The 22,047-nt window shown below is 74.0% G+C and carries 20 protein-coding genes; 4 read left to right on the top strand and 16 right to left on the bottom strand.

Annotated features, from left to right (window positions below):
- Positions 1-264: 264 nt before the first annotated feature.
- Entirely contained in the window at positions 265-2,319 is a 2,055-nt protein-coding gene (locus SXIN_RS23990) for an anthranilate synthase family protein (RefSeq protein ID WP_095757513.1), read from the top strand.
- A gap of 202 nt (positions 2,320-2,521) precedes the next feature.
- Here SXIN_RS23990 and SXIN_RS23985 read toward each other — a convergent pair whose 3' ends face one another.
- The 6 genes from SXIN_RS23985 to SXIN_RS23960 form a co-directional block, all read right to left on the bottom strand.
- A complete protein-coding gene (locus tag SXIN_RS23985; protein WP_019709441.1) occupies positions 2,522-3,490 on the bottom strand; it encodes a DUF6879 family protein in 969 nt (322 codons plus the stop codon).
- A gap of 47 nt (positions 3,491-3,537) precedes the next feature.
- On the bottom strand, positions 3,538-4,509 hold the full coding sequence (locus SXIN_RS23980) for an SCO2521 family protein (RefSeq protein ID WP_095757512.1): 972 nt from the start codon (positions 4,507-4,509) through the stop codon (positions 3,538-3,540).
- Position 4,510: 1 nt separating this feature from the next.
- Positions 4,511-5,476 carry an SCO2522 family protein gene (locus SXIN_RS23975; protein ID WP_039821690.1) on the bottom strand — a complete coding sequence of 322 codons (966 nt, stop codon included), beginning with the start codon at positions 5,474-5,476 and terminating at the stop codon, positions 4,511-4,513.
- Positions 5,473-6,390, bottom strand: a complete 918-nt coding sequence (locus SXIN_RS23970) for an SCO2523 family variant P-loop protein (protein ID WP_039821686.1) — start codon at positions 6,388-6,390, stop codon at positions 5,473-5,475. The genes SXIN_RS23975 and SXIN_RS23970 overlap by 4 nt, the downstream gene beginning before the upstream one ends.
- A 2-nt stretch (positions 6,391-6,392) precedes the next feature.
- Positions 6,393-8,234 carry an SCO2524 family protein gene (locus tag SXIN_RS23965; protein ID WP_019709437.1) on the bottom strand — a complete coding sequence of 614 codons (1,842 nt, stop codon included), beginning with the start codon at positions 8,232-8,234 and terminating at the stop codon, positions 6,393-6,395.
- A 76-nt stretch (positions 8,235-8,310) separates the two neighbouring features.
- On the bottom strand, positions 8,311-9,108 hold the full coding sequence (locus SXIN_RS23960; RefSeq protein ID WP_019709436.1) for an SCO2525 family SAM-dependent methyltransferase: 798 nt from the start codon (positions 9,106-9,108) through the stop codon (positions 8,311-8,313).
- 278 nt (positions 9,109-9,386) lie between these two features.
- Between SXIN_RS23960 and SXIN_RS23955 the strand changes: the two genes are divergently transcribed.
- Positions 9,387-9,908: a GNAT family N-acetyltransferase gene (locus tag SXIN_RS23955; protein ID WP_043469103.1), complete on the top strand. Its 522-nt coding sequence runs from the start codon at positions 9,387-9,389 to the stop codon at positions 9,906-9,908.
- Positions 9,909-9,958: 50 nt separating this feature from the next.
- Here SXIN_RS23955 and SXIN_RS31605 read toward each other — a convergent pair whose 3' ends face one another.
- From SXIN_RS31605 to SXIN_RS23925, 6 genes are all read right to left on the bottom strand, one after another.
- Complete coding sequence (locus tag SXIN_RS31605; protein WP_019709434.1) at positions 9,959-10,327, bottom strand: hypothetical protein; 369 nt, start codon at positions 10,325-10,327, stop codon at positions 9,959-9,961.
- 455 nt (positions 10,328-10,782) lie between these two features.
- The gene (locus tag SXIN_RS23945) at positions 10,783-11,796 is read right to left on the bottom strand and encodes a 2-hydroxyacid dehydrogenase (protein WP_019709433.1); all 1,014 of its coding nucleotides are present in this window, start codon (positions 11,794-11,796) and stop codon (positions 10,783-10,785) included.
- 200 nt (positions 11,797-11,996) lie between these two features.
- Positions 11,997-13,025, bottom strand: coding sequence for a 6-phosphofructokinase (locus SXIN_RS23940; protein WP_019709432.1), 1,029 nt, complete (start codon positions 13,023-13,025; stop codon positions 11,997-11,999).
- A gap of 203 nt (positions 13,026-13,228) precedes the next feature.
- A complete protein-coding gene (locus tag SXIN_RS23935) occupies positions 13,229-13,903 on the bottom strand; it encodes a response regulator (RefSeq protein ID WP_019709431.1) in 675 nt (224 codons plus the stop codon).
- Entirely contained in the window at positions 13,900-15,150 is a 1,251-nt protein-coding gene (gene macS, locus SXIN_RS23930) for a MacS family sensor histidine kinase (protein ID WP_095757511.1), read from the bottom strand. Before macS ends, SXIN_RS23935 begins: the two co-directional genes overlap by 4 nt.
- A 132-nt stretch (positions 15,151-15,282) precedes the next feature.
- On the bottom strand, positions 15,283-16,086 hold the full coding sequence (locus tag SXIN_RS23925; protein ID WP_095757510.1) for a lysophospholipid acyltransferase family protein: 804 nt from the start codon (positions 16,084-16,086) through the stop codon (positions 15,283-15,285).
- A gap of 191 nt (positions 16,087-16,277) precedes the next feature.
- Between SXIN_RS23925 and SXIN_RS23920 the strand changes: the two genes are divergently transcribed.
- Both SXIN_RS23920 and SXIN_RS23915 read left to right on the top strand, forming a co-directional pair.
- A complete protein-coding gene (locus SXIN_RS23920) occupies positions 16,278-17,060 on the top strand; it encodes an alpha/beta hydrolase (RefSeq protein WP_019709428.1) in 783 nt (260 codons plus the stop codon).
- The gene (locus SXIN_RS23915; RefSeq protein ID WP_095757509.1) at positions 17,053-17,838 is read left to right on the top strand and encodes a hypothetical protein; all 786 of its coding nucleotides are present in this window, start codon (positions 17,053-17,055) and stop codon (positions 17,836-17,838) included. Before SXIN_RS23920 ends, SXIN_RS23915 begins: the two co-directional genes overlap by 8 nt.
- Positions 17,839-18,021: 183 nt before the next feature.
- Here the strand turns inward: SXIN_RS23915 and SXIN_RS23910 are convergent, their stop codons facing one another.
- The 4 genes from SXIN_RS23910 to SXIN_RS23895 all read right to left on the bottom strand — a co-directional run bounded on the left by SXIN_RS23910 (position 18,022) and on the right by SXIN_RS23895 (position 22,046).
- Positions 18,022-18,855 carry an endonuclease/exonuclease/phosphatase family protein gene (locus SXIN_RS23910; protein WP_050930578.1) on the bottom strand — a complete coding sequence of 278 codons (834 nt, stop codon included), beginning with the start codon at positions 18,853-18,855 and terminating at the stop codon, positions 18,022-18,024.
- Positions 18,856-18,978: 123 nt separating this feature from the next.
- Positions 18,979-19,920: an ROK family glucokinase gene (locus SXIN_RS23905; protein ID WP_019710525.1), complete on the bottom strand. Its 942-nt coding sequence runs from the start codon at positions 19,918-19,920 to the stop codon at positions 18,979-18,981.
- Positions 19,921-19,978: 58 nt separating this feature from the next.
- Complete coding sequence (locus tag SXIN_RS23900; RefSeq protein ID WP_095757508.1) at positions 19,979-20,485, bottom strand: DUF5304 domain-containing protein; 507 nt, start codon at positions 20,483-20,485, stop codon at positions 19,979-19,981.
- 160 nt (positions 20,486-20,645) lie between these two features.
- The gene (locus tag SXIN_RS23895; protein ID WP_095757507.1) at positions 20,646-22,046 is read right to left on the bottom strand and encodes an ArsA family ATPase; all 1,401 of its coding nucleotides are present in this window, start codon (positions 22,044-22,046) and stop codon (positions 20,646-20,648) included.
- Between the last annotated feature and the right edge of the window lies 1 nt (position 22,047).

The raw sequence follows: 22,047 nt of genomic DNA, 5'->3' as shown, positions 1-22,047 counted from the left end.
ATGGCGCGGTCGGAGGCACGGGCCCGCGCACCCGCCGGGCCCGCGCTTCCGTGGCGGGAACGGAGCGGTGCGGCCCGGGCCGTTCGGGTAGGGTGGCGGCCATGTTCGCGCCTCTGCACCAGAACTGGTGGTGGCCCGCCGATACGGCGGCCCACCTCCTCGCGCGTACCCACTGAACCTCTCACGCGAAGGCCGCCTCCCGGGGCGGCCTTCGGCGTTCGACGGACGGCCGTCCCTCCGCAGATCCGGAAGGAACCGCCCGTCATGGAACGATCACCCGGCACCGCCCGCACCCCCGCGTCCCCCGGTCCCGCCTCCCGCCCCTCCCCCACCGCTCCGGGCTCAGCCGACTTCCTGGAGTCCCCCGCCGCCGTCGTGGCCCGGCTGCTGAGCCCGGGCTGCCCGCCGTTCGCGCTGCTGCGCCGGAACGCGCCGGGGCGGGACGAGGACGTGGTCGAGATCCTCACCGGCCCCGTCGAGCACGTCGAACGGCTGGCCGATATCCCGCTCGGCGAAGGGCCGGCCGCAGACGGACGGCCCGTCACCGACGCGCTCGCCCTCATCCCGTTCCGGCAGATCCGCGAGCGCGGCTTCGACGTGCGGGACGACGGCACACCGCTGGCCGTCCTCCGCCCCGAGAGGACCCTCGAACTGCCGCTCCCCGCGCTCCTGGACGCCCTGCCCCGCCATCCCGTACGCGTCGGGAACGGGTCCTTCGACGTGAGCGACGACGCCTACGCGGGGATCGTGGAGCGCGTCGTCCGGGACGAGATCGGCCGCGGCGAGGGCGCCAACTTCGTCATCCGCCGCACCTTCCGCGGCGAGATCCCCGGCTACGGCCCCGCCGACGCGCTCGCCCTCTTCCGTCGGCTGCTCGCCGGGGAGCGCGGCGCCTACTGGACGTACGCCGTGCACACCGGCGAGCGCACCCTCGTCGGGGCGAGCCCGGAGGCGCATGTGCGGATGTCCGGCGGAACGGTCGTGATGAACCCCATCAGCGGCACCTACCGCTACCCGCCCGGCGGGCCGGACGCCGAGGGCCTGCTGCGCTTCCTGCACGACCGCAAGGAGGTGGAGGAGCTGTCCATGGTCGTGGACGAGGAGCTGAAGATGATGTGCACCGTCGGCGACCGGGGCGGCGCCGTCATCGGGCCGCGGCTCAAGGAGATGGCGCATCTCGCGCACACGGAGTACGAGTTGCGCGGCCGCAGCTCGCTGGACGTGCGGGAGGTGCTGCGGGAGACCATGTTCGCGGCGACGGTCACCGGCTCGCCGGTGCAGAACGCCTGCCGCGTCATCGAGCGGTACGAACCCGTGAGCCCGCACGACACGGACGGCCGCGGACGCGGCTACTACGCGGGCGCGCTCGCGCTCATCGGACGGGACGCGGGCGGCGCGCAGACCCTGGACTCCCCCATCCTCATCCGGACCGCCGACATCGCGCCCGACGGCCGGCTGCGGGTGCCGGTCGGCGCCACCCTCGTCCGCCACTCCGACCCGCGGAGCGAGGTCGCCGAGACGCACGCCAAGGCGGCCGGGGTCCTCGCCGCGCTGGGCGTGCTCCCGGCGCCGGACCGCCCGGGCGCGGCCGCGCCGCCGCGGCTCGCGGACGATCCGCGGGTGCGGGCGGCGCTCGACGCCCGCCGCGCCGGGCTGGCGCCGTTCTGGCTGCGGATGCGGACCGCGGGGGAACCGGCGGACTCCACCGCCCCGCACGGCCCCGCCCTCGCCGGCCTCCACGCCCTGGTCGTCGACGGCGAGGACACCTTCACCGCCATGCTGGCGCACCTGCTGCGCTCCACCGGTCTCGCGGTGACCGTACGGCGCTACGACGAGCCGGGGCTGCGCGAGGCGGCGCTCTCCCACGGCGGCCCCGTCGTCCTCGGCCCCGGTCCGGGGAACCCGGCCGACACCGCCGATCCCAAGATGCGCTTGCTGCGCGCCCTGGCCGCCGGTCTGGTGCGGGACCACCGGCACGGGCTGCTGGGCGTCTGCCTCGGCCACGAACTGCTCGCCGCCGAACTGGGGCTGGAGATCGCCCGGAAGGACGTGCCGTACCAGGGCGCGCAGGAGCGGATCGACTTCTTCGGCCGCCGGGAGACCGTCGGCTTCTACAACACCTTCACCGCGCGCTGCGAGGAGGCGGCGGAGCGGGAACTGGCCCTGCACGGCGTGGAGCTGAGCCGCGACCCGGCCACCGGCGACGTCCACGCGCTGCGCGGTCCCGGCTTCGCGGGGGTGCAGTTCCACCCGGAATCGGTGCTGACGCTCGACGGGACGTCCCTCGTCGCCGGCCTTCTGGCGGCCGTGCGCGTGTAGACGGCTCCGGGGCGGCGGTGGCCGGAGCGCGGCCCCGGGTCCCCTCGGACCCGGTCTCCCCGCACCCCGGCGCCCCGCGCCCGGACCGCCGCGGCCGCGACGAGCGGTATGCGCGACGGCGGGCGCGGCGGCCCGGAGAGGGCTGAGTGGGCCGGTGGGCGGAGTGGGCGGAGTGCGCCGCCGGCCGGCCGGCGGGGGCCGGCTACTCGTCCGGCTCCGGTTCCTCCTCCCCGGCTTTCCACAGCTCCTCGAAGCGCTTGATACGCCGGGCCACCCGGTCATCGCGCAGGTCCAGGGTGGTCTTGGCGTTCATCCCGCGCAGGTCGGGCTCGACCTCGTAGGACAGGGAGTGGTCGAAGACGATGAAGTCGTTCGTGGTGTCGATTCCGGCGGTCGGCGGCAGCTCGGACAGCGCGAGGACGCGCACCTCGATGCCCAGGCCCTTCTGGTGCTCCACCAGCTGCAGCAGTTCCTCGTCGATCTCCTGCGGTGTGTTGACGATGAACAGCCGGCGGATGCTCACCCCGTGCTCGTGGATCGCGTCGCGCTGGGCCCGCAGATAGCGCTGTCCCAGCTCGGTGGGCCAGAAGTCGTGGTCCACCGAGGTGCTGGTGGCGTCGATGGTGTGGGAGGCGCACTGGGTGAGGGTCACGATCCAGTCGTGGTCCTCCCCGTCGTAGTCGGCGTGCTTCTGGTGGAGGTTGGCCATCAGGGTGCCGAGGCGGGTGACCTCGGCCTGGGCGAACGCCTTCATGATCTCGGGCCCCTCGGAGCCGACCATCGTGGCGTTGCGCACCAGCCGGGTCACCCCGTCGGCCCGCAGGGCCGACCCCTCGACCAGGCCGAACAGCTCGGTGGCATGGTTGATCTTGGCGAATCCCTCGGCGACCAGCTCCTTCATCTCGGTGTTGTGACGGGTGAGGCTGTGTTCCACGGCACCGAGCCGGCGCTCGAAGTCGACCATGTACTGCACGATCATGGCCGCGCCGGCGACGAAGACGGAGACCGTCAGCTTCCAGACCTCGGGCTGGTCGACGGCGTTGGTGAGTGCGTAGGTGAAACCGCCGATCAACGCGGTGATCACGGTTTTCAGCAGGAACGGCGGAATGCCGGTCTGCTGCGGCGGACCCAGGGCGGCCGGCGCCCCGGGTGTTCTCGTCGATGCGTGCATCTGTCGTCCTACTCCCCCGGTCGGGTCCGTGCGTGCCCGCACCCCCGTCAGCGTGCCGTCAGGGCTTCGCGCAGCAACGGAATGGCCTGCAGGGCGAGCTGGTCCCTGATGCGCTGGACCAGCGTCTGCCACTGCCGGGTGAATCCGGGCTTCCGCTCAAGCACCTCCCACAGCGGGCCCAGGGTCGTGTCCACTCGTGCTCTCGGCATCCACAGGTGCAACAGATGGTCCACGGCCGGGCGGAGCGCCATCACGGCGTCGTGCCCGTCCGCCGATCCCAGCCGGCTGCGCTCGACCATCCGTACGAGGGTCGTGAGCAGCCAGTCGTGCAGGGCGAGGTCCTCGCAGAGCCCCGCGCAGGCGGCCGGTTCGGTGTGCTCCGGCAGCCGCAGCTCCACGGTGCGCAGCCCGTCCTCGGCGAGGGTGAAGCGTTCGATCGACGGGCCGGCGCCGTCCGCGGCCCGTAACGCCGCCCAGCGCAGCCGGGTGCGCCGGGACTTGAAGGGGGGCCGCTGGTCGAGCAGCGGGTGGCGCAGCAGTTCGCCGAGGAGCCGCTCGGCGATCGCCCCCAGATCGAGCTCGCCGGGCTGCCGGCGGTCGGCCAGGACGCCGTCGGCGACGGCCCGTCCGGGCAGCCGGCCCAGGGGCTCCAGCACCCCGGGCCGGACGAGGTAGTGGCCCCAGGGGCGGCGCAGGTCGGGGCCGCGGCCCGGGGAGCGGAACTGCGCGGACGTCTGGAGTACCCGGCCCTCGACGAGCACGGCCCGGGCGGCGACCGTCCCGACGGCGCGCACCTTGGCGCCGGTGGCCGCGGGCAGCCGGCAGTCCACACCGGTGAGGACGTCCGGGGAGACGGCGTGCAGATTGGGGCGCTCGGAGATCCGCACCCGCTCGTCCGCGCGGATCCGGAGCAGTTCGCCCGCGGCCGCCGCGGGCAGCGACGCGGAGGTCTGGAGCAGGCAGGTGCGGACCTCGCCACAGGCCAGCACGGTCTCCGCGGTGTCGCCGGGCGCCCGCATCTCAGGCCTCCGCGCAGAAGACGTGGGTGACGCGGTCGGCGACGGCGTCCGGGAGCGCGATCCGCTCGCCGGCGGAACGTTCGGCGACCTGGCGGAGCGCTCCGGGGTCCACCTCCACCTGGCCGAGGATGACACGGACGGCGTGCTCGACCGGCAGGAAACGGGAGGGCAGCACGGAACAGGTGCGGTAGGCGGCGAACGGCTGGGCCGCGGGGTTGAGCCGGGTCAGGGGTGCCAGGTCGGCCCAGTCCCGGGGGAAGCCGCCCTCGGGACTGGGCCGGGGCCGGAGCACCGGCTCGCCGCGGTGGCGGAGGAGCCCGAGCCGGGCCAGCTGCCAGACGGCCGCGAGGAACGGGCAGGACCAGGTGCGGCGGCCGTCGCGGTCGTCCCAGAGTTCGACGTCCATGAAGACGGAGTGGCGGTGGGCGGCGGTCTCGGCCGGCGGCCGCCAGGACGGCGGAAGGTCGTTGGCCATGGCCTCCAGCCGCTCCACGCCGGGGGTGCGCTCGCCGTTGGCGAGCCAGCCGATCTCCTTCACCGGCGGGCGGGAGCCGTCGCTGCCGGGCGGCGGCGACTCGACGAGCCGGTGCTCGACGGCTTCCGCGAGCCGCACGCCGTCCGCCATGTCGCAGGCGGATTCCCGGGCCAGGTAGTCGATGGTCAGCCCGCAGCGCTCGGCCTCGGTCAGCAGGAGGGGGACGACCTCGGCGGGCGAGGAGAACCGGCTGAAGTAGTCGTCGACGAGGAAGCAGGTGCTGACCCGGGGCCGCGCCCCCTTCCCGTTCCCGGCCGAGGCGAGGACCGCGTCCACCCAGGGCCGCACCCGGGCGAAGTGCTCGCGCAGCCGTTCGGGGCCCGCCTCGAAGTCCTCCATGTACAAGTGGCCGATCTCCAGCGAGATGTGGGAGAGCGGTATGGACTGGGTGCGGGGGTCGGCCGTCGTCTCCCGGAAGACCGCGTCCGTCACGGCTGCCCCCACGACTCGTCGTCGGTGAGCTTCCTGGAGAGCTCTTCGAGGGCCTGCAGGGTCTCCATGTTGGCGATCCGGCTGGCGAGGACGTCCTCCTCGGTGATGAGCTGCTCACGCCACTGCAGGACGGGTTCCAGCGGTACGGAGCCGAGCAGCCGGGTGTAGCCGATGTCGAGGTCCGCGGCGAGCACGTCGAGGTCCTGGTCGCACTTGCGCATCCAGGCGGACTGGGCGGGCGGCACCTGGGACCACAGCGGCGACTCGGGGTCGGGCACCGCGGCCCGGACGAAGCGGATGGCGCCGGTGAGCAGCGCCTTGTCGTGGCCTCGGGTGACGCCGCCGGCCACGATGCCCCGCTCGCCGAAGACCAGCCCGGCGGCGGCGATGACATGCTGGCGGGTCCAGCGGTGGTAAACGAGCCAGCGGGCCGGGACCGAGCGCATCTCGCGCCGGGAGGTGGCCTCCAGGGCGAGGTCCACCGCGTAGCTGCGGCCGGCGCTCAGGTCGACCACGACGAGGTCGAACTCGCCGTTCAGCCGGAGGAGGAGATCGACGCAGCGGCGCAGCGTGTCCGGGCCGACGGTGAACTCGCCGCCGCTGCGGTCGCCGGGCAGCAGGACGAGATTGCCGGAGCCGGCCGGGCGGTGGCGCAGCACCTCGTGCTCGGTCTCGGCCCAGACGTCCGTCCGTACCGGCTCGGTGGTGCGGCCCTGGAGGTAGGAGTGGAGCCCTCCCCCCTGGACGCCGCGCAGCGCGCCGGGCATGTCGAAGACGGCGGCGGCCGTGGGGGAGCCGAAGTCGAAGTCGAGATAGCAGACGTCGTCCCCGGCGAGCGCGCGGCGGTAGGCCAGGTTCGCGCTGGTGACGGAGCGGCCGGTGCCTCCCTTGTCGGAGGCCGCGAAGACGATCACCGTCACACTCCCCGGGAGGCCGTCTGCCGGGCGAGGGCCAGGGTGTCGAGTTCGCCGAGGACCTCCGTGCTCAGCGCGCAGGAGGTGCCCGGCTGTTCCTCCAGGAGCTCGCGGGCCCGGGCGAGCTTGATCTCGATGCCCTTGAGCGCCATCCCGCGCGAGCCGTCGGCCGTGGAGGTGGGTTCGAGCTGCTCGTTGCCGAGGAGGTGGGTGGCCTCGCTGAGGAGGTCGCGGGCGATGCCGATGAGCGTGCCGCTGCGGATCGGCGGCTGGGTGTAGAGCTGGCGCGCCGCGACCATGCACTCGGTGACGCGCTCGGTGATGCTCCAGGACAGCGACCAGCCGCGGGCCGGCGCGTCCGGGTAGACGGCGTGGATGTTGTCCCAGAGCCCCGCGCTCTCCCCGCTCCGGTTGCGGCGCTGCCAGAGGTGATCGAAGATCCGCTCGGCCAGCCGCAGCAGCCGGTCGTGGGAGGAGATGCTGCGGGACAGGGAGCACAGCTGGATGGTCCGCTTGAGCAGCTGTGCGGAGAAGTCCGGCATCGACCACTGCATGGGCGGGCCGAGCGCCTCACCGCCCTGGAGGGGCATGGCCACACCGGGCGTGTGCAGCTCGATGGCCGGGTCGCCGACCTTCATGCGGCTGGTGATGCGGCCGCGTTCGGCGAGCCGCTCCATGACGTCGACGGTGCGGGTGAGGTCGTCGTCGGTGGCACGGCGGCGCACCAGGTCGTGGACGAGGATGGCGGCGACGGAGAGCGAGAAGTACTCCGACTCCTGCCGCTGGCCGGTGGTGCGCCAGGGGATGTCCTCCAGCGGCCAGCCGGCCTCCCCGAACCGGGCGATGCGCGACCAGTACTGCTGGGTGATCTCCCACCGGAGCCGCAGGGCCTCGGCGAGGCGCTGCTGTTCGACGTTGAGCAGGCCGAGGGTGAGGGTGCGCTCGGAGAAGAGGTCCTGGATGCCGTCGAGGGCGACGACGGTGAAGTAGAGGTACGGGGTGGGCTTGGCGATGCCGTCGGGCTGCGGGCCGATCTCGCTCTCGGTCTTCACCGGCGGGGCGTCCTTCACCAGGCTCCAGGCCCAGCCGCACTCGAAGAGCTGGTTGTCGTCGCCGAGGCCGTCGGCGACGTCGACGCCGAGGGAGATGCTGTCCCGGATGGTGGCGCGCAGGGACCTGAAGCGGCGCTGGAACTGCTGGGCGGCGATCCGCTCGGAGACCCGGCCCTGGCCGAGGAGCCTGCAGAGGGTGCGGCCCTGGGGGGCCTCGGCGTCGAAGACGTTGACGGTGAAGGAGCGGAGCAGGCTCACCATGGCGGCGGTGAGGCGGGCCTCGGTGGCGGTCCTGAGTTCGTCGGCCATCGCCTGGACTTCGGCGCGGCGGGGCTTGCTCAGATACACCTTGAGAAAGCCGAGGGTGGCCAGGGAGAGCGTGATCGACAGGGAGAAGGAGTCGACGACCCCCAACTGCCGCTGTTCCGGGGTGAGTTCGGCTTCGGAATCCCGGGCGTTGAAGTAGTGGCCCCCGGCGAAACTCGGTCTCTTGTCGTCCGTGGTGTGGGTGTTCATGAATTCGGCGACAACCGAAAGAAGCTTGGCCGGGAGCTCCAGACGGCTGCCCGCGCCGCTGAGCACCTCCCGGACGTCACGGTCCGTGGTGTCCGGATCGTCCAGGCGGAACGCGGGGAACTCGGTGGCCGGGTACATGAGGCAGAGCAGGCGTTCGGCGTCCGCGACACTGCTGAGCCCGCCCGCATCACCCCAGTCCCATTCCCCGTCCGCGAACGAATAGCGCGCAATGGCCCGCCAGATGTCCAGCAATTGCTGGCGCGGCTTGATCTGCATCCCCCATACCCCTCACCCCGGGCCCGCCCCCGGACCGCCGGCCGGAAAGCGGGCCGCCCATCAATGGTGTGCGCGTTTATCGCGATGGAACGGAACGGCGTCGGCCGCAGGCCACGATCATGCCCTCATATCCCTGGCGAAGAGGACGTTCGCCGGGAATGCCGATGCGCGTGATGTGCATGTCGCTTTCGGAATAGGGAGCCAGGCCTTCCCGCACCTGCTCCTCCTCCACACTGCAGGCCGGGAAGGATTCCCCGCCGACCGAGTAGCCCGTGGAGCCCTCCATGAAGGCGGCCGCGAAGGGCGCTCCCGGACGCAGGCACTCCGCGAAGCGCCGTACGCCCACCCGGAACTCCTCGTGGGAGGTCGTCATCGACTCGGCCACGAAGAACATGGTGCCGATCCCCCAGCTCCGCTCGGGGAGATCGAACAGATTGCCCTGCTTGGGGCGGGCGGCCAGCCGCAGCCCCGCCCGGGGGTCCTCGATCCCGGCGTACGGCTCCACCTCGCGCAGGACGCCCCAGAAGGCGTCCCAGTTGGCCTCGTAGCCGGCCACCTGGCGCTCCAGCCACCGCACGTTGGTCGCGGCCCGCTCGAAGAGCGTGACCTCCGAGCACCAGGGGAGCAGAGTGAGCGCGGGGTACAGATTGGCGCCCGACCCGACGTCGATCCCCGGCACGGGAGCGGTCGCCGGGTGGCGCCGGAAATGGTCCCGGAAGTGGTCCCGGACGATGCGGATGATCTGCTCGTCGTCGGAGCGCAGATGGCGGTAGTTGTGCTCGACGTACGCGTCGGAATCGAACGCGTTCCAGTCGGTCTCACCATTGAGCTCTTGCGATTTCCCGGGCCCGGGATCAAACGTTCTCAGAACCATCGTCCAAGCGTAGCGAGAAACCCCCGCCCGGTCTCAGCTTTGAACAAGCCACAGGGGGTTCGCGGAAGCACGGAACAGGCCCGGCCGGAGCACGGGGGGCGCGTCGGCGCAATGCGGCGTCTGGCCCGTTCCAACCTTGAACGTCCTGTTCGAGCCGGGAATCCTGGTCTGACCGCCGGCCGTCGGCCACCCCGCCGGAAGGCGCACGCCGTCCCACCGCGTTCCACCTGTACGGGTGATGACGTGTGGTCCCAGACCCTTTCACCAGGAAGTGGCGCATGACTGCTCTTTCCGGAGATCGATTACCGCTGTCCGCCGTCTCGGCCGTGTCCCTGGCCCCGGAGAGCCGGCCGCCATGGGTGAGAACGATCACCGAGGAGGACCTGCCGCCCCTCTCCCGGCTCGACGAGGAGGTCTTCGCCGAGCACGCCTACCCCTACTTCGTGCTGCGCCAGCTCTACGACCTGCACGGGGACCAGCTCCTGGTCCTCGATGACGGGGACTCCCTCGTGGGCTACGTCCTCGTCGGCACCCAGTCCGACAAGAGCCGCAGCTGGATCCTCGGCCTCGGGATCGACAGCGGGTCACGGGGCCGCGGCTTCGGGCGGCAGCTGATGGCGGAGGCGCTGCGCCGGCTGCGCGCGGAGGGGGTCGGCGAGGTCCGGCTGACCGTCGAGCCCGCCAACACGGCCGCGGTGGAACTGTACGAGTCACTGGGTTTCGCCCGGCTCGACCACCACGAGAACTACTTCGGTCCCGGCGACGCCCGGCTGGTGATGACGCTTCCGCTGCGGAGATGACACGGCGGCGGGCGCGCCCGGCGAGGTGCCGTGCACCCCGCCGTGCGCGGTCAGGGCCCGCCGGGTCCGTCCGGATCACCCGGGGCGTCCGGGGTGCCGGGGACATCCGGGGCGTCCGGGCGGACGGCATCCGGCTCCGGGGCGGGCTCCCCGGCCACCGTCCCCTCCTCCGGGGGCGGGGACGGCAGGGTGGTGAGCCGGCCGAGCAGCTCGCGGCAGGCCTCGTCCTCCGAGGAGAACGCGCGCACGTCCTGGTCCCCGGAGCGCTGCCGGAGTCCCACGGCCCAGCCGTCCGGAGCGGGCCGCAGGAAGAAGTACGCGTCCGAGGGGGACGGGATGTCGCGCACACCGGGGATGTCGTAGAAGGCGTCCGGCACCCGCTCCTCGCGCAGTACCCGGACCAGTTCCCGTCGGTCCACGATGCCGGTCCTCTCCTCGGGTGCCCGTTCCGTACAGCGGTCCTCGTCAGCCGGGCCGCCGGAGCGCCCGGGCGGCCGCGGTCCCGGGGACGGCGGTGCCGTTCGCGGCCCTGAGGACGTGATACCCCGGTGGATGCCCCGGAGCGACGGGGCCGGGGCCGCCCGGCGGAATCACCCGCCCGGCGGACGGGGGGCGGCCGGGGCGGAGAGCCGTCCGGGGTGGCGCATGCGGGTCCCGAGGTGTCCCGGTGGGATGGCTGGCACGGGCATACATCGCCGTTTTCACCGGACGGGCCGGGCGGCCCGGACCGGCGTCAACCGGTCGGAGCAGCGTCATCCCACGGGCGGGTGAGAACCACGGAACCGGACGGGGCACGCGGGACGGGGAACGAGCCGGGAGGCGGGCCGTGACACCGGGCCGTGGAGAGGAGCGGGAGGCCCGCCGGCAGGGTCCCTCAGCCGGCCGCGCGGCCCGCCGCCGGGACCAGGACGTTCTCGCTGGTGCGGCCGGCCAGGTAGTCGTCGATGTTGCCGACGGTGGTGTCGACGATCTGGGCGGTGGCGTCGCGGGTGTAGTACGCCTGGTGGGAGGTGACCAGGACGTTGCTGAAGGTCATCAGCCGGGCCAGGGTGTCGTCGGTGACCACGTCGAGCGACTTGTCCAGGTAGAAGAGTCCGGCCTCGGCCTCGTAGACGTCCAGCCCGACACCCGTGAAGCGGCCCTCCTTCAGCTGCTCGATGAGCGCGCCGGTGTCGACGAGTCCGCCGCGGCTGGTGTTGACGAGGATCGCGTCGTCCTTCATGACGGACAGGCCGTGCCGGTCCAGCAGATGCTCGGTCGCCGGCAGCAGCGGTACGTGGAGGCTGACGAGGTCGGCCTCGGCGAGCAGCTCGGGCAGGTCCTCGCGGTACTCCATGCCCAGTTCGGTGCAGGCCGGGTTCTCCGCGATGTCCCAGCCGAGCAGCTTCATCCCGAAGCCGTGGGCGATGCGCGCGAAGCATTCGCCGATCTTGCCGGTGCCGATCACCCCGGCGGTGCGGCCGTGCAGGTCGCGGCCCATCAGCCCGTCGAGGCGGAAGTCGAAGTCGCGGGTGCGGGTGGCGGCCCGGACCACGCGCCGGTTGACGGCCATGGCCAGGGTCCAGGCGAACTCGGCGACGGAGTACGGGGAGTAGTGGGATACCCGGGCGACCGTCATGCCGAGCTCGGCGGCGACCTCCAGGTCGATGTTATTGAAGCCGGTGGCCCGCTGGGCGATCATCCGGGTGCCGCCCGCGGCGAGGGTGCGCAGCACCGGGGCGTCGAGCTGGGCGTTGACGCTGACGCTGATGATCTCGTGGTCGGCGGCGATGGGGGCGGTGTCCCGGTTGAGGAAGACGTCCACGCAGCGGACGGTGTGCCGGCCGGCGAAGGCCCGCTCGATCATCGGCTTCTCATCGTTCTGGACGCCGAAGGCGAGGATGTCCACGATTCTCCCGGTACGAGCAGACAGCTGCTGATGACAACGCCTTTGATGCTACAAGCCGTCCGGGAGGGGGCCGTTGCCCGCCGGGGGGAACCGGGGCGGGAGGCGCCGGGACGGCGGGCCGCGGTGACGGCCCGCCGCCCCGGCCGGGCGGGGCCCGGTCCCGCACCGGGGCGGTGCGGGCGGGCGGCGCCCACGGTCCGTCAGCCGAAGAAGACGCCCGCCTCGGCGTACAGTTCCGGGCTCACGGTCTTCAGCCTGGCCGTCGCGTCGTGGATGGGCACCCGCACGATGTCGGTACCGCGCAGGGCGACCATCTTGCCGAAGTCCCCGTCCCGGACGGTCTCGATGGCGTGCAGCCCGAAGCGGGTGGCGAGCCAGCGGTCGTACGCGCTGGGGGTGCCGCCGCGCTGGACGTGGCCGAGGACGGTGGTGCGCGCCTCCTGCCCGGTGCGGGCCTCGATCTCCTTGGCCAGCCACTCGCCGACGCCCGACAGCCGGACGTGGCCGAAGGCGTCCTGCGAGCCGTCCTTGAGGACCATGTCGCCGTCGACGGGCATGGCCCCCTCGGAGACGACCACGATCGGGGCGTAGCGGATCTTGAACCGGGACTCCACCCAGGCGCACACCTTCTCCAGGTCGAAGCGCTGCTCCGGGATGAGGATGACGTTGGCACCGCCGGCGAGCCCGGAGTGCAGCGCGATCCAGCCGGCGTGACGGCCCATCACCTCGACCACCAGCACCCGCATGTGGGACTCCGCGGTGGTGTGCAGCCGGTCGATCGCCTCGGTGGCGATGTTGACGGCCGTGTCGAATCCGAAGGTGTAGTCGGTGGCGGAGAGATCGTTGTCGATGGTCTTCGGCACGCCGACGCAGTTGACGCCGTAGTCGTCGGCGAGCCGGGCCGCGACCCCGAGGGTGTCCTCCCCGCCGATGGCGATGAGCGCGTCGACCTCCAGCTTGGCCAGATTCTCCTTGATCCGGCGGATGCCGTGCTCGGCCTTGAGCGGATTGGTCCGCGAGGAGCCGAGGATGGTCCCGCCGCGCGGCAGGATGCCGCGCACCGCCGGGATGTCGAGCGGAACCGTGTCGGCCTCCAGAGGGCCCCGCCAGCCGTCACGGAACCCGACGAATTCGTACCCGTACTCCTGGACGCCTTTGCGGACGACGCCCCGGATCACGGCGTTCAGTCCGGGGCAGTCACCGCCACCGGTCAGTACTCCGACCCGCATGGGATCTTCCCTTCGTGATCATTCTCCGTAGTCGCGCCATTACGCGCTCACGGTAGTAGTGATCCAGATCACAGGGGATGGGAGCAATCGGTCGATTTCGCACTTTCCCGGGGAGACCGGTCCCCGGGATCACCCGTATGGAGTGACGGACGGGAGTCGCGGGCGGGGAGCCGGAGGGGCCGCCGGCCCGAACCGACAGGGCGTCAGGCCTCGTCGAGACCGCGCTGGATGGCGTAGCGGACGAGCTCCACCCGGTTGTGGAGCTGGAGTTTGCCCAGGGTGTTCTGGACGTGGTTCTGCACCGTGCGGTGCGAGATGACCAGCCGTTCGGCGATCTGCTTGTACGAGAGGCCCTTGGCGACGAGCCGCAGGACCTCGGTCTCCCGGTCCGTCAGCCGGGGGGCGTCCGGGGCGCCGGCGGAGGGCGGCTCGGGCTCGGACGCCAGCCGCCGGTACTCGCCGAGCACCAGCCCGGCCAGGCCCGGGGTGAAGACCGGGTCGCCGGCCGCGGTCCGGGCCACCGCGTCCAGCAGCTCCCCGGCTCCCGCGGACTTGAGCAGATAGCCGGTGGCGCCCGACTTCACCGCCTCCAGCACGTCCGCGTGCTCGCCGCTGGCGGAGAGCACCAGCACCCGCAGCCCCGGCTGCGAGCCGACGAGCTGCCGGCAGACCTCGACCCCCGGCAGCCCGGGCAGGTTGAGGTCGAGGACCAGGACGTCCGGCCTCGTGGCACGGGCCCGCCGCACCGCCTGCGGGCCGTCCCCGGCGGTGGCGACCACGGTGTGCCCGGCCGCCGCCAGGTCGCGCGCGACCGCGTCCCGCCACATCGGGTGGTCGTCGACCACCATCACCCTCACCGGCGCCGGTTCCGCCGTCATCGGCTCTCACTCCCCCGTGCTGTCCGCGGTATCCGCAACTCGACCTCCGTGCCCTGCCCGGGTACGGACAGCAGCTCGGCGCTGCCGCCCAGCTCGCGCAGCCGGCCGCGAATGGAGAGCGCGACACCGAGCCGCCCCTCCCGCTCCGCGTCCGCGAGGCGTCCCTCCGGGATGCCCGGGCCGTCGTCCCGGACGGTGACGATCACCTCGCCCGGCTCGTCCTCCAGCAGGATCCACGCCCGCGCGTCCGCGCCCGCGTGGCGGTCCACATTGTCCAGGGCGGCGCCCACGGCGGCGGCCAGTTCCTCCGCCGCGCGCGTCTCCAGCAGGACGGGCGCGCCCGGCTCGGCGAAGGAGACACGGGAGTTCGCGCAGGCGGCGAGCAGGGTCCGCAGATCGCGGCTCCCGTCCGCCGCACCCGTGGACGCACCGGCGGACGAACCGGCGGGCGCCGGGGCGCCGTCACCGCCCTCCGCGGCCGGGGAGCCGTCCGGCCCGGGGCGCGGTTCCCCGCCGCCCCGGGAGACCTGCTCGGGGGAGCGCCGGGCCGCGGGGACGAGGCCGCCGGCCACCAGGGTGCGCAGCGCCACCTCCTGCTCGCCGGCCATCCGCCCCAGCTCGGCCGCCTCGCCGCCGATCTCCGCGCCCCGCCGCTGCACCATCGCGAGCACCTGCAGCACGCTGTCGTGGATGTCGCGGGCCAGCCGCTCCCGTTCGCGGGTGGCGGCGTCGACCTCCAGGGCCCGGGCGAGGGTGCGCTCACTGGCCCGGGCCACCTCCACGACGTAGCCGATGGCGACGCTGGCGATCCAGACCAGCAGGACGTTGTGCACGGTGTCCTGGGCGGGCGTGCCGCGCTCGATCAGATTGGCGACGCCGACGACCGCGGAGGCGACCGCCGCCCAGCGCCAGCCGCCCTTGAGGGCGAAGCCCAGGACCGCGCCGGCCGTCCAGATGGACGGCAGGGTGGGGCCGACGCGCCCCGCGGTGTCGACGACGGGGCTCAGCAGGATGCCGGCGACCGCCACGGTCAGGTCGGCGACCAGGAACCGCAGGGTGCAGCGCTCGGCGGAGGAGACCCGGCCGACGGTCGCCAGCGTCCACACCGCCAGCACGGCGAGATAGGCGGCGGCGCCGATCGGGCGGGCGTACTCGTCGTGGTCGTAGCCGAAGAGGGCGATGGCGTAGGCCATGGTCAGCACCCGGTAGCCGGTCAGCGCCCGCCAGAGCGGCTGCTCCACGGACATCCGGGGCCGGCTCCGCCCGCCGGAGAGCCTGCCCTCCCCGGCCGCGTCCTCCCCGGCCGCCGTCCCGCCGCCGGGCCGAACGCGTGACCGCAGACTCGGTGCCATCTCCCCAACCCCCTCACCCGGGACGGATCACGCCCCGGAATCCCCCGGTGCGCCGGTCTCCCCGGCGCCCCCGGCCCCGCGCTCCCCCTCGGCCCGCCGGGCGCTCTCCGCGCCGGCCGCCGCCTTCTCCTCGTCCTTCCGCCGCTTCGCCGCCTCGGCGAGCTGCCGCTTGGCGACGTTGGCGTAGACGTCGACGTACTCCTGGCCGGACAGCTTCATGATCTCGTACATGATCTCGTCGGTCACCGAACGGAGGATGAACCGGTCGCTCTCCATGCCGTGGTAGCGGCTGAAGTCCAGCGGCCTGCCGATCCGTATGCCGGGGCGCATCAGCTTCGGTATGACCTTCCCCGGCGGCTGGATCTTCTCCGTGTCGATCATGGCGACGGGGATCACCGGCGCCCCGGTGGCGAGTGCGATCCGCGCGACACCGGGCTTGCCGCGGTAGAGCCGTCCGTCCGGCGAGCGGGTGCCCTCCGGGTAGATCCCGAACAGCTCGCCGCTCTCGATCACGCCGACGCCGCTGCGCACCGCCGCCTCCCCCGCGGCGCGCCCGCCCGAGCGGTCCACCGGCAGCTGGCCGACGCCCTTGAAGAAGGCGGCGGTCAGCTTGCCCTTGACCCCGGGAGAGGTGAAGTACTCCGCCTTGGCGATGAAGGTGACCTTCCGGTCCACCATGGCGGGGAAGAAGAAGGAGTCGGAGAAGGAGAGGTGGTTGCTGGCGAGGATCGCCGGGCCCTCCGCCGGGATGTTCTCCAGCCCTTCCGCCCAGGGGCGGAAGGCGAGTTTCAGCGTCCCGCCGATGGACAGCTTCATTGCGCCGTAAAGCAACCGAGGACCTCCTGTGTGTGCGGCACGACTCTAGCCTGCCGCCGCGGGCGGCTCCCGCCCGGAGGCGGCCTTCGGACCTACCCGGTACCGGCGCCGTCGCGTACGGTGAAAACCGGCCGTGCCCACCGGCCCGGCATCACCCGGCAGCCCCTGCCGGACCTCGCGAAACGACGACGAACAGGAGACCTCCGGTGCAGGTCCTCCCCGGAGCCGAACCGTTCCACCACGAGGGCGGGGACATCGGTGTCCTGCTCTGCCACGGCTTCACCGGTTCCCCGCAGTCCATGCGCCCCTGGGCCGACTTCCTCGCCGGGCACGGATACACCGTGTCCCTGCCGCTGCTGCCCGGCCACGGCACCCGCTGGCAGGACATGCAGCTCACCGGCTGGCAGGACTGGTACGCCGAGGTCGACCGGGGCCTGCGCGGCCTCACCGCCCGGTGCCGGCAGGTCTTCGTCTGCGGCCTCTCCATGGGCGGCGCGCTCGCGCTGCGGCTGGCCGCCAAGCACGGCGACGAGATCAGCGGGATCGTCGTGGTCAACCCCGTGAACCGGGTGCACGGGCTGTCGGCGTACGCACTGCCCGTCGCCCGCCATCTGGTGCGCACCACCAAGGGCCTGGCGAGCGACATCGCCAAGGGCGGCGTCCAGGAGGCCGCCTACGACCGGGTGCCGCTGCACGCCGCGCACTCCCTGCGCCGCTTCCTGCGGCTGCTCGACGCCGAACTTCCGCAGGTCACCCAGCCGTTGCTGCTGCTGCACAGCGCGCGGGACCATGTGGTCTCGCCGGCCGACTCCGCCCGCATCCTCAGCCGGGTCTCGTCCACGGACGTCACCGAGACCCTGCTGGAGCGCAGCTACCACGTGGCCACGCTCGACTACGACGCCGAGCGGATCTTCCAGGACTCCCACGACTTCATCGGCCGGCTCGTGGCGGACGGCACCCAGCGGGAAGGGACGGCGACCGGTGGCTGAACGCGGTACCGGCACCGGGCACGAGGACGGCCCCGAACCGTTCGACGAGGAGGCCGCCTGGGCGGCGATCGTCGCCGGGTACGGCGACGAACCGGAGTTCCCCGGGGACGACCCGCCCGCGCGGGAGCCGGCGCCCGGGCCCGGCGCGCTGCCCGGCTTCCTGGAGACGGAGAAACCGGTCAAGCCGTTCCCGGCCGGGGCGGAGTCCGAGCCGGGGAAGCCGGCGCGCGGCGGCGCGGGCCGGGAGCCCGTACGGCGGGAGTCCGGGCCCGCGGGGACGGAGCCGTCGGATACCGCCGGGGAGGCGGGGACGTCCGGGGCGGAGGGCGCGGGCTCCGGCTCCGCGGACCCCTCCGGGGCCGCCGGCCGGCCCGGGGCCCCGGTCTCCCCCGGCTCCGGGCCGGCGGCCGGGGCGGACCGGCCGCTGGGGTCGAGCGTCATCTTCCCGGCCGGCACGGGCCCCCGGGACTGGAGCCCGCGTGAGCCCGCCGGGGACGCGGGCGGCGCGGGAGGCGGAGAGGGCGGGGACGAGGACCACTTCGTACCGCCCGAGCCGCCGCCGCTCCCGGAGGCCGACACCCCCACCAAGTTCGCCTGGCTCGCGGTGCTCGGCGGACCGCTGCTGCTGATCGTCACAGTGCTGGCCCAGCAGCCGGTCACCTGGTGGATCGCGACCCTCGGGGTCGGCGGCTTCCTGGGCGGCTTCGCGACCCTCGTCGCCCGGATGCGGGAGGACGACGAGGAGGACGACGACCCGGGCCGGGGCGCCGTCGTCTGACTCCCGGCCCGGCCCGCCGATGAATCCGGAATCACCGCGGACGGGCGCCTTCCGAAAACGGGCCTCCGGGCCTACGGTGTTCCCCGAAGGCCTCCGTGCGATCGAGGTGGGTACCTCCGTCGCACGGGGGTCTTCGCCAGTTCCGGGATGCTCCGCGCCAACCGCCGTACCGGCGGGGCGTGTTCAGCCGCGCGCCGGTGACCCGCGGTGCCGGGCGCCGGGTCCGGCGGGGATCCTGAGGGCGGCCAGAACGGGGAGATGGTCCGTGGCGGCCCGGAGATCGGCGTGGCTCACGCCGCCGAGGTCCAGGGGTACCCCGCAGCCCAGGACCTCCACGCCCTCCGTGGCCAGCACCGCGTCGATGCGCTGGTGCGGATCGGCGGGGGTCGAGGTGTACTCGCCGCCCCAGGGGGCCTCGGCCCAGGCGTCCCGCAGCCCGCCGGTGAGTCTGCGGAACGCGCGCCCGCCCGGCCGGTCGTTGAGATCGCCGCCGACGACCGCGTGCGCCACCCCGGCCTCCCACGTCTGCCGGTCCAGGACGTCCAGCAGCATCCCGGCCTGCGCCTCGCGCTCGGCCGCCGCCAGGCTGAGGTGGCAGCTCGCCGCCACCAGCCGCGCGCCCCCGAACCGCAGGACCGCGGTGGCGAAGCCGCGCCGGTGCAGTCCCGGGGTGAGCGGCAGCAGGATGTCCTCGGTGCGCTCCACCCGGGCGCGGAGCGAGGAAAGGATCAGCGGGCCGGTGGCGGTGGCCCCGCCCGTGACGTACACCAGCTCGGCGGCGCGGGCGAGCCGCGCGACCGCCTTGCGCCAGCGGAAGAACCGCGGCGCCTCCTGGATCAGGACGAGATCGGGGGCGCAGGCCCGGATGACCCGGGCCAGCGCCTCCCGGTCGTCGCGCAGCGAGCGGACGTTGTAGCTGAGCACGCGGATCACGGCGGAGCCGTCCCCCTCGGTGCGGGAGGCGGGGAGAGCGGCCGGACCGTCCGAGGCCGTGCCACCGGTGCCGGGGCCGTGCACCGCCCCGTCCCCCGGCCCGGCCGGCTCGGGGGCGCCCGGCTCGGGGGCTCCCGGTGCGCCCGTGTCCGTCCCGTCCGACCCGCCCGTCCCCGCCGCGCTCACCCGCTCGGTCCTCTCAGCCGGTCAGCCCTGGCGCGCCAGGTCGGCGGCACCCACCAGACCGGCCTTGCCGCCGAGCTGCGCGGCGAGCACCTGGGCGTGCGGCCGCCACTGGCTGCCGACCAGCCAGCGCCGGAACGACTTGCGGATCGGGTCCAGGACCAGATCGCCCTCGTCCGAGACGCCGCCGCCGATGATGAAGGCCGAGGGGTCGAAGAGCGAGGCCAGATCGGCCAGCCCCGCGCCCGCCCAGCGGGCGAGTTCGCGGAACGAGTCGACGGCGACCGGGTCGCCCCGCCGCGCCGCCTGGCTGACGTGCCGGCCCTCGATGCCCTCGGGCGTTCCGTCGCCGAGCGACAGCAGGATCCCGGCGTTCTCGGGGGTGGCCACGGAGCGCTGGCGGGCGTAACGGACCAGGGCCCGCCCGGAGGCGTACTGCTCCCAGCAGCCCTGGCTGCCGCAGCCGCACAGCAGGCCGTCCGGGACGACCCGGACGTGGCCGAACTCGCCGGCGACGCCGAAGCGGCCCCGGCGCAGCTTGTTCCCGATGATGACGCCGCCGCCGAGGCCGGTGCCGAGCGTGATGCAGATGACGTCGTCGTGGCCCGCGCCGGCGCCGAACTTGTACTCCCCCCAGGCGGCGGCGTTGGCGTCGTTCTCGACGACGACCGGGAGCCCCACCCGCTGCTCGACCTTGTCCTTGAGCGCCTCGTGGCGCCAGTTGATGTTGGGGGCGAAGAGTACGGTGGCCCGCTTGTCGTCGACGTAGCCGGCCGCGCCGATGCCGACGGCCGTGATCTCGTGGCCGGTGCTGACCGTGCGGACCGCTTCCGCGATGGCGTCGATGACGCCCTCGGAGGTCGGTGGGGTCGCGACCTTGCACGTCTCGAGAATCGAGCCCTCTTCGTCGACCACGCCAGCTGCGATCTTCGTGCCGCCGATGTCGACGCCGATGGTGAGTCCCATGTATCCCTCAGTTGTCCGGTCGATCCCCGCTGCGTGACCAACCGTACCGGAGCTGTGGTCAGTCGAGGTCGATGCGCCCGCTTCCGGACGGACCCCCCGGGTCCTCCGGTCCCTCGCCGCTCTCCCCGTCCGCCCCCCGGCGCCCGGGGTCCGCGGTGCCCCGGGTCCAGTCGCTCTCCTGGCGCTCGACGGCGGAGCGGTAGGCGGCGAGCAGCTCGGAGCCGGCGGCGGCGAGGTGGTCGAAGACATCCGGGTTGCGCTCCACGACCGGCTCCACGGCGGCCTTCGCCCGGTTCACCAGCTGCTGCACGGCGCTCTGCGCGGCCAGACCGGCGACCGGGAGCTGGAGCGAGGAGAGCCTGTCCGCGACGGCGTCGGCCAGTTTGAGCAGTTCCTCGGCGGCGCTGCCGGGCGGCCGGCCCTCCTGGGCGCGGCGGCGCGCCTTCTCGGCGGCGAGGTCTTCGGCACAGGCCGTGGACCAGGCGTCGGCGTCGGCGGCGGGGGCCGCCCCGGTGGCCGGGGTCCCGGCGGGCTCGGTGGCCGGGTGCTCGGTGGGATCGCTCATTGCGGGCTCCTGCTGCGGGATCGGCGGTCAGGCGCCTCGGCGGGCGCCCCCGCCTCCGACGGTACCGGAACCGCCGCCGGTGGCCGCCTCCCCGGCCCGGTCCGGGGCCCGCTGACGGCCCCGGCGTCAGGGCCGCGGCGGCGGGCCGGCGGCCGCCGGCTCAGGTGGCGCGGGGCCACAGACCGGGCTCGGGCACGAAGCGGACCCGCAGCTCGCCGCCGGACAGCCCGGCCCCGGACACGGTGCAGCGGCGCAGCGCCGGCGGCAGCGGGACGATACGGCGGAACGGGCCCGCGGCGACGATCAGTTCGTCCCCGCGCCGCACCAGTTCGAGGTCGCCGCGCTCGGCTCCGGCCAGCGGGATGCGCCAGACCAGCACGCCCTCCTCCGCCCGCCGGTCCTCCACGGTCCAGGCCGGGGCGCCCGGGCCCGGCACGGCGCCGTGCGGGGCCCCGGGAAGACGCTCCGGGGTGCCGGACCGGTGTGCGAGCGCGTCGGCCAGGACGGCCAGGTCGTCCGGACCGCGCGGTTCGCGGCCGAGGTGCGGCAGTTCGTACAGGGCCGTGCCGGTGTCCGGGTCCGCCCACTCCTCGTCCAGGGCTTTCAGGGCGGTCTGCTGCTCGCCGGAAAGGGCCGCGAGCCAGGGGTCGGGCGAGCCGGTGGGCAGCACCTTGCCGGCGATGACCGCGTCGACGCGGTGGCCGTGCAGGGCGAGTCCCGGGCGGAGGCGGCGGAGCGCGTCCACGGCCGCCGGGCCCGGCTCGGCCACCAGCCGCAGCGTGGTCGTCGGGGCGCTCAGCACCTCCCGCGCGGCGGCGAGTCCGGCCCGGGCCCGGTCGGCGGCCCCGTAGAGCCAGGGGGCGGGCACGGGCACCCCGGCGAGCTGGGCGAGCACCGGCCGCAGGGCGCGGGCGGCCTGCCGGCTCGGGGGCAGCAGGCGGTCCAGGTACCAGCTCAGCTGTTCGGGGAGCGCCAGGACGGCCAAGGTCTCCTGCGCGGGCGGCAGATCGACGACCACGAGGTCCCAGGCGTCCGGGAGCCCGTCCTCCGCCGCCGGGTGTTCCGCCGCGGCCGCCGACGCGGAGGAGGGCGCAGCGGCGGCGGGCCCGGGCGCCGCGGCCGGGAGGTCGCGGACCGCGCGGAGCGCGCGGAGGACGCCGAGCCGTCCGGCGCCCGGCAGGACGGCGAGCTCGTCCGGGTGGAGGGGTGCGGCGCCCAGCAGGTCGAGCACGGGCCCGCCGCGCTCCTGGAGGGCGAGGAGGTGTTCCCGGAGGTGTTCGTCGCCCTCGACCCGGGCCGCCCAGAGGCCGGGCGCGGCGGGGACGGGCGCGGTCCAGGGGGCGTGCGGCGCCGGTCCGCGCTCCGGGGCGCGGGTGGCCGCGGCGGGCGGCGGGAGCGTGCGGCCGAGCACCGTGTCCAGGAGGCTGGGCCGGCCGGTGGTCAGCAGGAGGACGCGCTGCCCGCGCCGGGCCGCGGCGAGGGCGGAGGCCGCGGCGGCGGTGGTGCGTCCCGCCCCTCCGGGGCCGGTCACCAGGACCGTGCGGACGAGGGTGCTCGCCACC

Source organism: Streptomyces xinghaiensis S187, from assembly GCF_000220705.2.
GTDB classification, from domain to species: domain Bacteria; phylum Actinomycetota; class Actinomycetes; order Streptomycetales; family Streptomycetaceae; genus Streptomyces; species Streptomyces xinghaiensis.
Note: the sequence above shows the minus strand (reverse complement) of the source record. Positions and strands in the feature narration are given on the sequence as shown.

Coding starts and splice junctions, on each gene's coding strand:
- SXIN_RS23960 (WP_019709436.1), bottom strand. CDS start 9,108: ATGGTTCTGAGAACGTTTGATCCCGGGCCCGGGAAATCGCAAGAGCTC.
- SXIN_RS23985 (WP_019709441.1), bottom strand. CDS start 3,490: ATGCACGCATCGACGAGAACACCCGGGGCGCCGGCCGCCCTGGGTCCG.
- SXIN_RS23940 (WP_019709432.1), bottom strand. CDS start 13,025: ATGCGGGTCGGAGTACTGACCGGTGGCGGTGACTGCCCCGGACTGAAC.
- SXIN_RS23965 (WP_019709437.1), bottom strand. CDS start 8,234: ATGCAGATCAAGCCGCGCCAGCAATTGCTGGACATCTGGCGGGCCATT.
- SXIN_RS23990 (WP_095757513.1), top strand. CDS start 265: ATGGAACGATCACCCGGCACCGCCCGCACCCCCGCGTCCCCCGGTCCC.
- SXIN_RS23980 (WP_095757512.1), bottom strand. CDS start 4,509: ATGCGGGCGCCCGGCGACACCGCGGAGACCGTGCTGGCCTGTGGCGAG.
- SXIN_RS23905 (WP_019710525.1), bottom strand. CDS start 19,920: ATGGGACTCACCATCGGCGTCGACATCGGCGGCACGAAGATCGCAGCT.
- SXIN_RS23955 (WP_043469103.1), top strand. CDS start 9,387: ATGACTGCTCTTTCCGGAGATCGATTACCGCTGTCCGCCGTCTCGGCC.
- macS (WP_095757511.1), bottom strand. CDS start 15,150: ATGTCCGTGGAGCAGCCGCTCTGGCGGGCGCTGACCGGCTACCGGGTG.
- SXIN_RS23935 (WP_019709431.1), bottom strand. CDS start 13,903: ATGACGGCGGAACCGGCGCCGGTGAGGGTGATGGTGGTCGACGACCAC.
- SXIN_RS23900 (WP_095757508.1), bottom strand. CDS start 20,485: ATGAGCGATCCCACCGAGCACCCGGCCACCGAGCCCGCCGGGACCCCG.